This is a genomic window from Amycolatopsis pretoriensis, from assembly GCF_900107925.1.
In the GTDB taxonomy this organism is placed as follows: Bacteria; Actinomycetota; Actinomycetes; order Mycobacteriales; family Pseudonocardiaceae; genus Amycolatopsis; species Amycolatopsis pretoriensis.
In genome coordinates, this window is the sequence record NZ_FNUJ01000006.1 from 662,507 (window position 1) to 676,012 (window position 13,506).

12 protein-coding genes and 1 tRNA gene are annotated in these 13,506 nt (G+C 71.4%); 7 read left to right on the top strand and 6 right to left on the bottom strand.

Translation table 11 applies throughout. The features are described from left to right. Positions 1-55: 55 nt before the first annotated feature. Positions 56-694, top strand: coding sequence for a phosphoglycerate mutase family protein (locus BLV96_RS29250; protein WP_086671465.1), 639 nt, complete (start codon positions 56-58; stop codon positions 692-694). Here the strand turns inward: BLV96_RS29250 and BLV96_RS29255 are convergent. Together BLV96_RS29255 and BLV96_RS29260 are read right to left on the bottom strand one after the other, a co-directional pair. After that, positions 668-1,819, bottom strand: coding sequence for a sensor histidine kinase (locus BLV96_RS29255; protein WP_208608357.1), 1,152 nt, complete (start codon positions 1,817-1,819; stop codon positions 668-670). The two genes, BLV96_RS29250 and BLV96_RS29255, sit on opposite strands and share 27 nt — an antisense overlap. 196 nt (positions 1,820-2,015) lie before the next feature. Continuing rightward, positions 2,016-3,185, bottom strand: a complete 1,170-nt coding sequence (locus tag BLV96_RS29260; RefSeq protein ID WP_086671467.1) for an MFS transporter — start codon at positions 3,183-3,185, stop codon at positions 2,016-2,018. Between the two features lie 226 nt (positions 3,186-3,411). Between BLV96_RS29260 and BLV96_RS29265 the strand changes: the two genes are divergently transcribed. From BLV96_RS29265 to BLV96_RS29290, 6 genes are all read left to right on the top strand, one after another. Continuing rightward, positions 3,412-3,786, top strand: coding sequence for a peptidase inhibitor family I36 protein (locus BLV96_RS29265; protein WP_086671469.1), 375 nt, complete (start codon positions 3,412-3,414; stop codon positions 3,784-3,786). Between the two features lie 796 nt (positions 3,787-4,582). Continuing rightward, positions 4,583-4,659, top strand: a tRNA-Arg gene (locus BLV96_RS29270). 308 nt (positions 4,660-4,967) lie between these two features. Then, positions 4,968-5,162, top strand: coding sequence for a hypothetical protein (locus BLV96_RS29275; RefSeq protein ID WP_086671471.1), 195 nt, complete (start codon positions 4,968-4,970; stop codon positions 5,160-5,162). 517 nt (positions 5,163-5,679) lie between these two features. Next, positions 5,680-7,053, top strand: coding sequence for a TrpB-like pyridoxal phosphate-dependent enzyme (locus tag BLV96_RS29280; RefSeq protein WP_086671473.1), 1,374 nt, complete (start codon positions 5,680-5,682; stop codon positions 7,051-7,053). Further along, entirely contained in the window at positions 7,050-8,282 is a 1,233-nt protein-coding gene (locus BLV96_RS29285; protein WP_086671475.1) for a hypothetical protein, read from the top strand. Before BLV96_RS29280 ends, BLV96_RS29285 begins: the two co-directional genes overlap by 4 nt. Beyond that, complete coding sequence (locus tag BLV96_RS29290) at positions 8,279-8,788, top strand: hypothetical protein (RefSeq protein ID WP_086671477.1); 510 nt, start codon at positions 8,279-8,281, stop codon at positions 8,786-8,788. Before BLV96_RS29285 ends, BLV96_RS29290 begins: the two co-directional genes overlap by 4 nt. Before the next feature lie 191 nt (positions 8,789-8,979). Here BLV96_RS29290 and BLV96_RS29295 read toward each other — a convergent pair whose 3' ends face one another. The 4 genes from BLV96_RS29295 to BLV96_RS29310 form a co-directional block, all read right to left on the bottom strand. Beyond that, positions 8,980-10,224 (bottom strand): ATP-grasp domain-containing protein, encoded by a 1,245-nt coding sequence (locus tag BLV96_RS29295; protein WP_086671479.1) that lies wholly within the window; start codon positions 10,222-10,224, stop codon positions 8,980-8,982. Positions 10,225-10,232: 8 nt separating this feature from the next. Beyond that, positions 10,233-11,525, bottom strand: coding sequence for an MFS transporter (locus BLV96_RS29300; RefSeq protein WP_086671481.1), 1,293 nt, complete (start codon positions 11,523-11,525; stop codon positions 10,233-10,235). 87 nt (positions 11,526-11,612) lie between these two features. Continuing rightward, entirely contained in the window at positions 11,613-12,320 is a 708-nt protein-coding gene (locus tag BLV96_RS29305; RefSeq protein WP_086671483.1) for a transglutaminase-like domain-containing protein, read from the bottom strand. Between the two features lie 29 nt (positions 12,321-12,349). Continuing rightward, positions 12,350-13,495 carry an acyl-CoA dehydrogenase family protein gene (locus tag BLV96_RS29310; RefSeq protein ID WP_086671485.1) on the bottom strand — a complete coding sequence of 382 codons (1,146 nt, stop codon included), beginning with the start codon at positions 13,493-13,495 and terminating at the stop codon, positions 12,350-12,352. Positions 13,496-13,506 lie beyond the last annotated feature (11 nt).

A 13,506-nucleotide genomic window follows, 5' to 3' on the forward strand; every position in this document is an offset into this window, starting at 1 on the left:
CCACTGAGGGTATGCCCAGGCCCGGTCAGGCCCGTGTGACGGGCAGGATGGGAGCGTGAAGATGATCCTCCTGCGGCACGCCGAGTCGCTCGGCAACGTCGACGAGCTCGCCTACACGCGGATCCCCGACCACGCCCTGCCGCTGACCGAAAAGGGCAGGCGGGAAGCGCTTGCCGCGGGTCCGGAGATCGCCCGGCTGCTCGACGGCGAGCGGCCCGCGGTGTACGTCAGCCCGTACCTGCGGACGCGGGAGACGTTGCGGCTGCTGGACATCGAGGCCTCGTGCGAGCGGCTGCTGCAGGAGCCGCGGCTGCGCGAACAGGACTGGGGCAACCTGCAGGACCCGGCCGACCAGGAGGTCCAGAAGGCGCGGCGCAACGAGTTCGGGCACTTCTTCTACCGGCTGCCGTTCGGCGAGTCGGGCGCCGACGTCGACGACCGCGTCGCGGCGTTCCTCTCGGACCTGCGCCTGCGCGACGAAAGTCACCCCGAGACGGTCCTGATCGTCTCGCACGGGCTCACGCTGCGGCTGCTGTGCCGCCGGCTGTTCGGCTGGAGCATCGAGCTGTTCGAGTCGCTGTCCAACCCCGGGACCTGCGAATACCGCGTCCTGTCCGAGTCCGACGGCAAGTGGGCGCTCGACCGTCCGTTCGCGCAGTGGCGCGCCTCACCCGACGGGGAAACGCAGCTCTAGCGGCGCGGTCAGCACGACGCGGGTGCCCTGGCCGGGCGCCGAGTCGATCCGCGCGGTGCCGCCGATCTCGGCCATCCGGGCGTGGATCGAGTTCTCGATGCCGAAGCCGCCGCGGCGTGCGCCGACGTCGAAACCCGTTCCGTGGTCGCGCACGGAGACCGTGACGATGCCGTCGTGCTCTTCGAGACACATGACGGCTTTCGACGTTTTCGCATGCTTCAACGTGTTTCGCAGCGCTTCGCGAGCGGCGTCGTGCAAGGAGTTGACGACGCTCTCGGGCACGTCGGACGGCTTCGCGAGCGGCACGAGGTCGACGCGCAGGCCCTCCGCCGTCATCTCGACCGCGAGCGCGCCGAGGCGGTGCTCGAGCCCGCCCGGCTCGGCGGGCGCGTCGCCGTCGAGGCTCAGCCGCAGGCGCAACGCGTGCGCGCGGGCGATGCTGCGGACCTGATCGAGGCTGCCGACCGGGTCGAGGGCGTCGCGGGGTGCCGGCAGCGCGAGCGACTCCATCACCTGCAGGACGGTGTCGTGGACGTCGCGCCGGTGCCGCTCGCGCTCGGCGGCCCGGCCGCGCTGCTCCCCCAGCCGGTGCGCGAACCGCATCGAGCCGGCGACGAGCAGGACGATCGCCAGCGCCGTCGCGGCGGCCGCGACCAGGGCGAGCACGATCCACGTGGCGGGCGCGGACGTCCCGGACACCACGGCCATGCCGTAGCGCAGGAGCACGGCGCCGGTGATCGCGATGGCTCCGGCGGGAGCGCCGCGCAGGAGCGTCCAGACCATGACCGTGCCCATGATGTTCGGCCAGGTCAGCGGGAGCAGACCCGGTGCGAACAGCGCCGCGGCGAGGCTCGTGACGAGCGTGTACGCGGTGTCGGCGGCGAGCACCGGCCGGATGCCGGTGCTGCGGTGGAAGACCCAGGCCACCTCGGCCAGGTTCGGCACGAGGTAGAGCGCGATGGCCAGGCCGAGCACCGGAGCGCCCAGCGGGCCGCCGGCCCAGATCGCTTGCAGGAACAAGGCGAGCCGGAACGCGACCGGCACGAGCACGAGCCTCGGCACCGCCCCCTGCACGAGCGGGAGCCCGGCTCCGCCGGCGAGCGCCCCCGCGCCGCCGAGCAGCACAACCCTCACGACGTCCTCCCCGGGTCAAGGCCCCTACCCTGACCAGCCCACCTGAACTCGTAACGTCGGTTCATTCATTTCAGCTTACGACCCGCTCAGCTTGCCCCGCTTGGTTCCGCACTGTCAACGGGGCCACGGCGGTAGGGGCCGTACGGGAAGAGACGCACGCACGCCGCGCCCGGCTCCCGGCGTTGGGTCACGATTCGACGGTCACCGCGGCTTCCTCCCGGTTCCGCGCGCGCCGGGCGCCGAGAGCGGCGGGCAGGATCAGCCCGGCGACCAGCGCGACGAACCCGAACGCCAGGCCGTAGTCCGTCACCTGCGCGATGCCGCCGACGATCGGCGGACCGGCGAGGAACCCGGTGTAGGCGATGGCCGTGACGAACCCGATCTCGCGCTCGCCGCCGCCTTGTTTCCCGGCGTCGCCGGCCAGGCTCAGCGCCATCGGGAACGAGGCGGCGAGACCCGCGCCGGCGAGCGCGAACCCGGCGTACCCGGCCGCGGCGACCGGGATCGCGGCCGCGGCGAGCAGCCCGGCGGCGGCCAGCACCGATCCCGCGGCCAGGCAGCGGGTGGGGCCGAACCGGCGTTGCGCGTACGTCCCGGCGAGCCGGGTCAGGGCCATGACCAGCTGGAAGGCGGCGAACGCGAGCGCGGCGGCGCCTTGGCCGACGCCGCGTTCGACCGTCATCAGCAGCGCGGACCAGTCCGAGGACGCGCCTTCGGCGATCGCCGAGCACAACGCGACCGCGGCGAGCAGCCACAGCACCGGACGGCGGATCGGCGCCCGGCCCGGCTTGAGCTGCTCACGGTGTTCGGGACGGCTGCCGGGGACCGCGCGGAGGACGGGCAGCAGCACCGCGGCGGCGACGACGGCGGCCACGCTCAGGTGGCGCGCCGGCGACCAGTCGTGACCGGCGGCGAGGCCCGCGGCCAGCGAACCGGCGAGCGCGCCGAAGCTGAACCCCGCGTGGAACTCCGGCATGATCGCGCGGCCGAGCCGGCGTTCGACGGCGACCGCGGCGACGTTCATGGCGACGTCGAGCATCCCGACGCTCGCGCCGATCAGGAGCAGGGCGCCGGCCAGCAGCGGCACGGTGGGCGCGAACCCGACGAGCACCATCGACCCGGCGGTGGTCGCGGTGCTGCCGGCGACGACCACGCGCGCACCGGCGCGTTCGATGATCCGGCCGGCCACCGACGCGGCGGCGAGCATCCCGGCGCTGGCGCCGAGCAGCGCCAGGCCGAAGACGCCGGGTGAGGCGTGCACCTGCGTCGCGAGCGCGGGCGTGCGGGACGCCCAGGACCCCAGTGCGATGCCGTTGACCGCGAACACGACGAACACCGCGATCCGATCCCGTTGCATGGCTCCAGCGTGACTGAAGCGCCTCGGGGTTGCACTGCGCTGCGGCTGTGTAGCACCGTCCTCTTCCGCCCGCAAGACCGTTCGCGGATCTGTGGACAGCTCGCCGGACGGGGTCCGGTTGTCCACAGATCCGAAATCGCGTACTGACAAATCTTCCGCCGCCCGCCAATCTGGAATCACCAGTTCACCGCGGCCCGCAAGCCGCGAATCCAGAGGGGAACCCACGATGTCTTCACGCCGTTTCCGCGCCCGGCTGCCGCACTTGCTGATCCTGGCCGCGCTGGGCCTGCTGACCAGCGTCGGAACCGCGCAAGCAGCATCCGGTCCCGGCTGCCAGAAGGGCGAATTCTGCCTGTGGTCGGCCAACGACTACGGCGGCGAGATCGCGCGCTTCGACTTGCGCACGGCGAATCCCGGGGAATGCATTCCACTGCCCGATGGATTCGCGGGATCATCGTTCGCGAATCTGCTGACGCGGGACGTGACGGTGTACCAGAGCGACGAATGCTCGACAGAGGGCGATTTCGTCACGTACCCGGGCGGCGGCACGTACGTCCCGGACGCACCGTTCCTGGTCCGCGGCATCCAGCTCTGGGAGTGACGCTCTGACTGGGGTGCACGACGTAGCCCACCGATCCGGGCCTGCTCGACCGCAACCCACCGCCCCGGGCCGCGTCTCGACAACCCACCGACCCAGGCCACACCGCCATGACCCACCACCGACCCGGGCCCGCACCGCCGTCCGCTCCAAGGGGGAGCCGGCTCGCGGCGGCGGCCGGACCCGACCGGGGCCGCTCCCCCGAAGCGGCCCCACCCCGTGGGCGCGCCCCAGCGGCGGGGCGCGCCCACGGGCTTCCCAAGCGATCTCCCGTCGCCACCGGGCGGATCAGGGCTGCGATCGGGTCCAGCGCGGTCCTATGGCCGATCAGCCGGGCTTTCGGGCCGTCCCACCGGCGACCGCACCAGGCAAGCTCGGGGAAGACCATCTCGGCCACCTCACCCCGGGAGATCACCCGGTCGGCAGCCAAGGCGGAAACATGCAGGTGAGGAGACCACCGCGCCGCCCGCCGCGGCGGGCAAGCAGCGGCGTGCGGACGCTCGCGGCGCTGCCTGCCCGGCCGCAGGGACGTGCGGGCGAGCGTGGTCGGGCTGGACACAGCAAGAGCCTTCTGATCGCCAGATTACAGGTTCGGGGCTCGTCCGGAAGCCCGTCCGGTCACCCTCAGCACCGCACCCGACACTCAAGGAGGTCTACACCACGCTCTCGACGACGCTTCCACCGAACTTCCGAATTCCGTCGAACGAGACCTGAAACGATTCGCCGGTGTCGAACGATCGAGAGGATGGCGACGACTAAGCTGCCAGTGCCGGGTTGCCGGCAGCAGCCGTCGGCGCGGGCCCTCGTAGCTCAGCTGGATAGAGCAAGAGCCTTCTAATCTCTAGGTCGCAGGTTCGAGTCCTGCCGGGGGCGCCACCAGGGAAGACGTCGTGCGCGGCTGCGCACGACGCCCCCTGGCCATCGTGACCGGTCCCACGTCGGGGCCCGTCTCCAGCGCCGTCGGCCTGACCCACTTTGGACAGTCGCACCGGCTCGGCGGACTCCGGAAGTCGCATCGTGCGAGCGGCCAGGTGGCCCAACGGTTCCGACCGAGCCCATCCCGAGACAACCTTGTTACCTGAGGCTTTCCGCACGCGATCGGTCACGCCCAGCGATCACACCCGCCGTGCGCCCGAAACGTCACCCGATCGAGCGAATTTCGCGCCCACTGAAGGAGGCACTTCATGGACCACCAAGAAGGACGGCACCGCAGGCGGCGCGCCAACCGCGTCACGCGAAACGCCCTCGACGAAGCCCGGCGCGCGGGGCTCGTCCGGCGGCACCTGACGAAGCTGCGGCACCTGGCCGACCGCGCCGCGCGCGCACCGGCACCGGAGCCGGCGCCCGACGGGCCGACCTCTACATCGGACGCCGCATGAGGCAGCGTGCGGCGCCGCACGTTCGGCGGGGCGTCGGTCAGCGCTTGGGCGGCGCCGCCGAGGAGGGTGCTGTCGTAGACCAGCGTCGGCGTGACGCCCAGGAACTCCGACCACAGCTCGACCGCGTCGGCACGGCGGTCGTACTCGAAGCGCCGTCAGCTTCGGCAGGAACGCCGGGGACGGCCGGGGGCGGGTGTCCGCCGGGGCGGACGGCGTCGGCGATCAGGGCTTCCAAATCCTCCAACTCGCGCTCGACGTGCTGCCAACCAACGGTGGGCCGGAGCCGACCTCGTCGAACTCGATGACGGTGCCGTCGGCCGACGTGACGTGTCCGGCGGAAGCTCCACCCGCGTTTTCGTGGTTATAGCGCGAAATTGGCGCACCTCGCGCGCCGGCGGCTCAGAGCGCGCACTCCGGGAGATGAGCCCGGGCGGGCGGGGGCGGCAGCATCGGGGCGTGCCGGCGGGCACCGCCGTGCGTCGGATCCGGTACTGCACAACGACGAGAGGCCTCCGCGATGGAGAGAAGCAAGTTCCAGCTCGACGAGTCCCAGATTCCGAGCACCTGGTACAACATCGCCGCCGACCTGCCCGGCGCCCCGCTGGCGCCCGCGCTCAACCCGGCGACGGGGGCGCCGCTGACTCGCGACGAGATGGGCGCGACGATGCCCGAGCCCATCATCGACCAGGAGCTGAGCACCGAGCGGGACATCGAGATCCCGGAGCCGGTGCGTCAGCTCTACGCCCAGTGGCGGCCCAGCCCGCTCTACCGCGCGCGCCGGCTCGAGAAGGCCCTCGGCACGCCGGCCAAGATCTACTACAAGTACGAGGGTGTCGCGCCGTCGGGCAGCCACAAGCCGAACACCGGGATCCCGCAGGCGTACTACAACAAGCAGGCGGGCAAGACCGGCCTGATCACCGAGACCGGCGCCGGGCAGTGGGGCAGCGCGACGGCGCTGTCGGCCGCGCTCTTCGGGCTGACCGCCAAGGTGTTCATGGTCAAGGTGAGCTTCCAGCAGAAGCCCTACCGCCGGGCGCTGATGGAGTCCTACGGCGCGACGTGCGTCCCCAGCCCGAGCCCGGAAACCGCGGTGGGCCGGGAGATCCTCGCCAAGTACCCCGACTCCCCCGGCAGCCTCGGCATCGCCACCTCGGAGGCGCTGGAGACGGCGGCCACCGACCCGTCGCTGGGCTACGTGCTCGGCAGCGCCGCGAACCACGTGCTGCTGCACCAAACCGTCATCGGGCAGGAAGCCCTGCTGCAGATGGAGCTGGCCGGGGACTACCCGGACGTCATCGTCGGCTGCTCCGGCGGCGGCAGCAACCTGGCCGGCCTGACGTTCCCGTTCATCGGCGCGCAGCTGCGCGGCGGGCCCGCGGTGCGGGTGCTGGCCGTCGAACCGGCCGCCTGCCCCACGCTGACCCGCGGCTCCATCGCCTACGACTACGCGGACACCGGCCGGCTCGGGCCGCTGTTCCGGATGCACACCCTCGGCCACGAGTTCATGCCGCCGCCCGTGCACGCCGGCGGCCTGCGCGCGCACGGCATCGGCCCGCTGGTCAGCCGCGCGGTCGAGGACAAGCTGATCGAGCCGATCGCCGTCGGGCAGACCGGCTGCTTCGAGGCGGGCGTGCAGTTCGCCCGCACCGAAGGGATCCTGCCGGCGCCGGAGTCGACGCACGCCATCCGCGGCGCGATCGACGAGGCGCTGAAGTGCAAGGCCGAAGGCGTCGGCCGGACCATCCTCTTCGGACTGTCCGGACACGGTCACTTCGACCTTGTCGCCTACGACAAGTACTTCGCCGGCACGCTGGAAGACGACGTCGTCAACGAAGAGCAGCTCGACCTCGCGGCGGCCTCGATCCCGCAGCTGGGCGGAGCCACGTCGTGAGGGTCGCGGTCGTCGACGCGGACGGCATCGCCGCGCACCTGCCCGCGGCGCTCGCCGCGCACGGGCTGGAGACGGTGCGCGTCCGGTCGGAGGCACCGGACGTGCACCTGCGCGGGTCCGCGGAGGCCGACGTCCGGCACCAGGGCGACGTCGGCGAGACCGCGGAAGCGTTGCGGCGCCTCGACGTCGGGTTCGTGCTGGCCGGGACCGAGTCGGGGGTGCTGCTGGCCGACGAGCTGTCGGCGGCGCTCGGCACCCCCGGCAACGGGATGCGCCGGCCGCGGGCGCGGCGCGACAAGTACGAGATGGTGGCGGCGGTGCGCGAAGCGGGGGTCACCACCGCCGCGTCGTTCTCGTCACCGTCCGTCGACGAGGTCGTCGCCTGGGCGGAAGCGCTGGGCAAGTGGCCAGTCGTGCTGAAGCCGCTGGCGAGCGCGGGCACCGACAACGTCCGCATCTGCGGTTCGGTCGACGAGGTGCGCGGCGGGCACGCCGCGATCCTGGCCGGCACCACCCGGTACGGCTCGCGCAACGAAACCGTGCTGGCGCAGGAATACCTGCACGGGGACGAGTACTTCGTCAACACGGTCAGCCGCGACGGCGTGCACCACGTGGTCGAGGTGTGGCGCTACCACAAGCGGGCCCTCGACGGCGGCCACTGGATGTACGACTACGAACAGCCGGTGCCGCTGGAGGAGCCGCGCGTGGCGGACCTGGTCGGCTACACGCTGGACGTCCTGGACGCGCTCGAAATCCACAACGGCGCCGGGCACACCGAGGTGATGCTCACCCCGACCGGGCCGGTGCTGGTCGAGTCCGGCGCGCGGATGGGCGGTTCGCACCAGCCGTCGGTGATCTCGCGCTGCATCGGCACCAACCAGGTCGAGTGCCTGGCACTGGCGGTGGCGCGCCCCGAAGAGGTCACGCAGCGGCGGCTGCCGACGTACCGGCCGCGGTCGTTCCTGCGGTACGTGACGCTGATCAGCCCCGGCGACGGCGTGGTGCCGGACGAGGCCGGGTTCGCGGCGGTGCGCACGCTGCCGTCGTTCGTCGACCTGGTGCTGACCACCCCGCCCGGCGGCCCCGTGCGGCGGACGGTCGACCTGGCGACGTCGGTGGGTTACGTCTACCTCGAGGCGGACGACCCGGAGCAGGTCGAGTCGGACTACAAGCAGCTGCGCGAGTACGAACTGAACGGGCTCTACACAAATGAGGCGGTAGCCAAGTGACGAAAGCGATCACGGAACTGAGCGAGCTGGCGGACATCCCGGAGGAGTGGGTGCACGTCGCGAAGCGCATCTACCCGGGTGAAGACCTGCGTCTGCCGGGCGCGTACCTGAAGTGGTACGACGTCCGCGAAGAGGGCGAAGAGGCAGCGCCGGCGATCAGCGAGCAGGCGCGCCAGTACCTGCGCGACCAGGCGGAGTCGGGCGAGCTGGAGTTCGAGAACGAACTCGGCTACGCGCAGCTCCACCACGACGGCGGCTACTACCTGATCGTGGGTCTGTGGCGCAAGGACGAGCTGTGGACGGGAATCTTCTTCCTCGACGGCGACGAGTTCAAGCGCTACCCGGCCAAGCCGGGAGCGTTCCGGGCCACGCAGAACGTGGTCGAACTGGACACGACCGCACACGAGCGCCGTGCGTGGGCCCGCTTCCTGCGCACGGACCGCGGCGAAGCGGCCAAGCGCGCGTACATCGAGGACTACTGCACGGGTGTCGTCGGAGTGCCGTGACCCCGCGCGCGTGAGAACGGGCCCGCTCCCCGATTGGGGCGGGCCCGTTTCGCATGTGTGGGAAGGGAAATCGGGCGGGTCACGCGGCCGAGCTGGCTGGCGGCTCCCGGCTGGCGGCGAATCATCCGCCCACGCATGCGAAAGCCCCGGTGCGCCGGCCGGCACCGGGGCCCCCGCTCGCCGCCAAACCCCTACTGCGCCGGCCTCGTGCGGACCTTGATGTCCGCCACCCTCGCCTGGCTGAACTCGATCGCCGCCGTGGTGTCCGCGGCCGTTACTGCCACGTGGCCCAGCCCGTCCCATGATCCGTCCAATGAGCGCACCACATCCCCCGGTGCTGCTCCGCCCAAGTCGATCGCCAGCGTTGCCGGGTCCGCCGATACCCCGTCCACGCCCGCGATCTCCACGATCTCGCCCGGCTCCGCCACCGCCAGCCAGCTCGCCGCCGCGCCTGAGGCGGGTGGGGCGGCCACGATCGGGGACACCGAGCCGTGGGGCCACTTCATCGTCAGCTCGTGCATGTCGACTCCGTGCACCGCGAACACCATCTCGTTGATCAACGCCCCGCCGATGCGGTTCTGGGACTCGATCACCACCGGGCCGCGGGGGCTGAACTTGAACTCCGTGTGGCTCGGGCCGTCCGGATAGCCCAGCACGTCCAGGAACGCCGGGATCATCCGCTCCACCGCCGCCACCTGCTCGGGCGACAGCCGGGCCGGGACCGCGTGGCCCGCGTGGACCACCGTTCCCGGCAGCGTCACCGCCTCCGTGATCGCCAGCACCCGGTGGTTCCCCCCGAACGAGAACGCTTCCGCGCTGTACAGCGTCCCGTCGATGTACTCCTCCAGCACGTACTCCTCGAGGTCGTACTGGCCCAGGAACGGGTGGTCCGAGACGTCGCGGTCGCGCGAAATCGCCGCGTAGACCGAGTCCACCTGGTCCGCGCTGTCCACGCGGTGGACGCCGAAACTCGCCGTGCCCGCTCCCGGCTTCACGATGAACGGGTAGCCGTGGCGCTCTCCGAACTCCGTCAAACTCGAGCGGTCCTCGAGCACCGCCGCGCCGATCGCCGGGACGTCCGGGTGGGCCGCCTCCGCCAGGCAGCGGCGCATCACCGCCTTGTCCGTGAACCGGTGGCTCACCTCGTACGACGGGCCGCCCAGCCCCAGCAGGTCGCGGACGCGGCCGGCCGGGTCGAGGCCCGGCTCCGTCAGCGACACCACCGTCGAGAAACCCCACGCCCGGTGGGCCGCCTCGACGAGCGGGGCGAACGTCGGCCAGTCCGTGTAGTCGGCCAGGATCGCGCCCACCACCAGGGGGCCGTACTCCGGCTTGAACTCGTCCGGGTTCTGGACGTACACCACCTCGCACCCGGCCGCCTTCGCCGCGTGGAAGTGCTTGGGGTTGCCGCCGATGAGCAGGATGCGTGGCGCCATTTCGCTGGTCACTCCTGGGAGACTCGGACCGGTTCGGGCTCGACGTGCGGTGCGGGTACGGGCTTCTCCGCGCGGACCGACGGCAGGCACAGGCACAACGCGCCGCCGAGCACGCACGCCAGGCCCGACAGCGCGACCACCTGGGACCCGCTGAAGTGCTCCAGCAGCAGACCACCGAGGGCCGCGCCCGTCGGGGAGGACGCGACGATCACCGAACGGCGGGCGCCGAACACCGCGCCGTACTGCTCGGACGTCACCGCGTTCTGGATGACGCTGATCTCCGTCGACGCGTACGGCGCCCACACGAACCCGCCGACGAACATGATCACCAGCGCCAGCGGCAACGCGTGCACGAACACCAGGGGCAGCAGGATGAGCCCCCAGACCGTCGCGCCCACCGCGTTGACCACCGCCGGGCGGAACCGCGCCAGCCTCGGCACCATCACCAGGCCCAGCAACGCTCCCACGCCCATCGCCGACCACATCGCGCCGTAGCCCGCGCCGCCGGCGCCGAGGTTCTGCTCGGAGAACACCGGGATCGCGGTCAGCAGCGGGCCGTAGGACAGGAAGTAGATGACCGTCAGGATCATCATCGCGCGGACCACCGGCACGGTGATCAGCGGGCCGAAGCCGGCGACGAAGCTGTTCTTCTTCGGCGAAGGCGACGACACCGGGGTGACCGCCAGAGAAGGGTTGACCCGCACGCCGAGCACCAGCGCCGTCGCGACCAGGCACATGATCGCCGGGATGAACAGCGACCAGATGCCGATGAACCCCGCCAGCGAGCCGCCGAGGACCGGGCCGACGAGGTACGGGAACTGGTCGCCGATCGTCAGCACGCCGTTGGCCACCTGCAGCTCGCGGCGCGGGATCAGCAACGGCGTGATGACGCGGGTGCCGACCTTCGCCAGCGGGTTCGTCACGCCCATGACGAGGCACAGCCCCAGCACCACCGGGATGCTGAACGTGCCGACGACCGACAGCAGCGCGATGCCGCCGATCGCGATGCCGCGGACGGCGAACCCGATCGCGGTGAGCTTCACCGGCGACCAGCGGTCGAACCACGCGCCGAGCAGGGGCCCCGAGACGATCTCCGGGAAGCGGCGGAACAGCACCGCGAGCCCGGCGAGTCCCGGGGAACCGGTTTCCACCAGCACGATCCAGATCAGGGCGACGGAGGCGAACTCGTCGGCGGTCTCCGACAGCAGGCTGCTCACGGTGAGCTTGCCCAGTCCCGGGAACCGGCCCAGCACCGACCGCTGCCACCGGCTCCGGACGAAGCCGGGCGCCAGATCCACCATCACTGCCCCTTTCCGGGGTCGACCCCCGCAGCCGGGGGTCCACCGTCCTACCGCGCGACGGTGGACCGCATCTCCCGCTGTGCTCGGTTACGCGGCCTTCAGCCCGGACTCGCCGGTCTCGTCGGCCGCCTCGGCGACGAGCGAGCCGCCCGCCGTCTCGTACCGGCTGGCGAACAGCGCCGGGTGCGCCGAGCGGATGCCCTCGACCACGAGCTCGTACGGGAAGTCGTCGAAGTCGCCGTAGTCGTGGAGGAACTCCATGTACCGGCGGCCCTTGCTGTCGTACGGGTGCGACATGCTGTCGGCCGTGCCGTCGAACTCCAGCGGCGTGATGCCGTACAGCTTGCACAGCAGCTTGGTGAACACCGGGGTCGCGCGGACCCACTTGCCGTCCAGGTACACGGAGTTCAGCGCGTGGAAGCGGAACACGTCGCCGCCGACCAGCTCGCGCAGCCGCGGCGACGCGAGGTGGTTGCGGACGTCGGTGAGCGCGATCCGGCTCGGCACCCCCGCCGCGCGGCACACGGCGGCGTACACAATGGACTTGTGGACGCAGAACCCGCGGCCGCGGCTGATGATCGAGCTCGCCTTGAGGCCCTCGCGGCTCAGCGCCGCGCCGTAGACCTCGTAGTGCAGCTTGTCGCGGACCGCGTAGTACAGCGCGACCGCCTTGTCGGTGAGGGTCTGCTCGCTGCCGTCGAGCGCCTGCCCGACGAACTCCCGCACGACCGGGTGGTCGTGGTCGAGGAACGGGGTGACCCCGAGCAGGTCTTGCGGAGGCGTCTCGGCCGCCATGTCGTCCTTCTTCCGGTTCCGGCGCCTTCTCAGCGCACTCCGAGCATTCTGGCGACCTTGTCCCGCTGGACCTCCGACGTGCCGGAGTAGATCGTGCCGCCGGTGGCGTCGCGCAGTTCCTTCTCGATGCCGAACTCGCTGAGGTAGCCGCGGCCGCCGAAGATCTGCACGGCGTTGGTCGCGGACCGGACGTTGGCCTCGCTCGCGAGCACCTTCGCCATGGCCACGTCCACCATCACGTCCTCGCCGGCCTCGAACCGCTTCGCGGTGTCGTAGAACCAGTTGCGGGTGGTCTCCAGGTCCATCTTCATCTGCACGATCTTTTCCGCGATCAGCTGGCAGGACGCGATCGGCGCCCCGAACTGCTTGCGGGTCTTGGCGTACTCGACGCTCTGCTCGAGGCGGTGCTCCATCGCGCCCAGGCTGATCGCGAAGGAGAGCAGCACCTCCCACTTCATGACGTAGTCGAGCAGCAGGAAGCCCTTGCCCCGGCGGCCGACCATGTTCGCCGCGGGCACCACGCAGTCGGTGAACGTCAGGTTCCCCAGTGGCGACGTGCGCAGGCCCATCTTGTCGACCGGCGGGCCGGCTTCGAAGCCGGGCGTGCCCTTCTCGACGGCGAACACGCTGATGCCGAGCGGCCCGGTGCCCGGCGACGTCCGGGCGTACACGAGGACGACGTCGGCCACGGGACCGTTGGTGATGAAGAACTTCCGGCCGTTGAGGACGTAGTGGTCGTCGTCCGCGCGCTCGGCCGTGGTCTGCATGGCGGCCGCGTCGGAGCCACCGTGCGGCTCGGTGATCGCGTGGGCGCAGATCACCGAGCCGTCGATGACCCTCGGCAGCAGCCGGTGCTTGAGCTCCTCCGAACCGAACCGGTGGACCGGCACGCCGGTGCTGACGAGCTGGGTCGAGATCGAAAAGCCGAGCCCCCCGTCGCGGCAGTGGCGGCCGAGGCCCTCCAGCACGTGCATGGTGGTCGGCAGGTCGTGCCCGCCACCGCCGTACTCCGTGCCGAACGGCAGGCCGAACAGGCCCGTCGCGCCGATCTCCGGCCACAGCTCGCCGGCGAACTCGGCTTCGCGGTCGCGCCGGAGGTGGTCGGCGCCCCAGGCCTGGAAGACCTCGGTGTAGCCGTCCCGCAGCTCCTGCTGCTTGTCGGTCCACTGCTGCATCGGGGGAGCTC

Excerpts from the sequence above, each read along its gene's own strand:
- BLV96_RS29260 (WP_086671467.1), bottom strand. The coding sequence starts at position 3,185 with ATGCAACGGGATCGGATCGCGGTGTTCGTCGTGTTCGCGGTCAACGGC.
- BLV96_RS29265 (WP_086671469.1), top strand. The coding sequence starts at position 3,412 with ATGTCTTCACGCCGTTTCCGCGCCCGGCTGCCGCACTTGCTGATCCTG.
- BLV96_RS29275 (WP_086671471.1), top strand. The coding sequence starts at position 4,968 with ATGGACCACCAAGAAGGACGGCACCGCAGGCGGCGCGCCAACCGCGTC.
- BLV96_RS29280 (WP_086671473.1), top strand. The coding sequence starts at position 5,680 with ATGGAGAGAAGCAAGTTCCAGCTCGACGAGTCCCAGATTCCGAGCACC.
- BLV96_RS29295 (WP_086671479.1), bottom strand. The coding sequence starts at position 10,224 with ATGGCGCCACGCATCCTGCTCATCGGCGGCAACCCCAAGCACTTCCAC.
- BLV96_RS29300 (WP_086671481.1), bottom strand. The coding sequence starts at position 11,525 with ATGGTGGATCTGGCGCCCGGCTTCGTCCGGAGCCGGTGGCAGCGGTCG.
- BLV96_RS29305 (WP_086671483.1), bottom strand. The coding sequence starts at position 12,320 with ATGGCGGCCGAGACGCCTCCGCAAGACCTGCTCGGGGTCACCCCGTTC.
- BLV96_RS29310 (WP_086671485.1), bottom strand. The coding sequence starts at position 13,495 with ATGCAGCAGTGGACCGACAAGCAGCAGGAGCTGCGGGACGGCTACACC.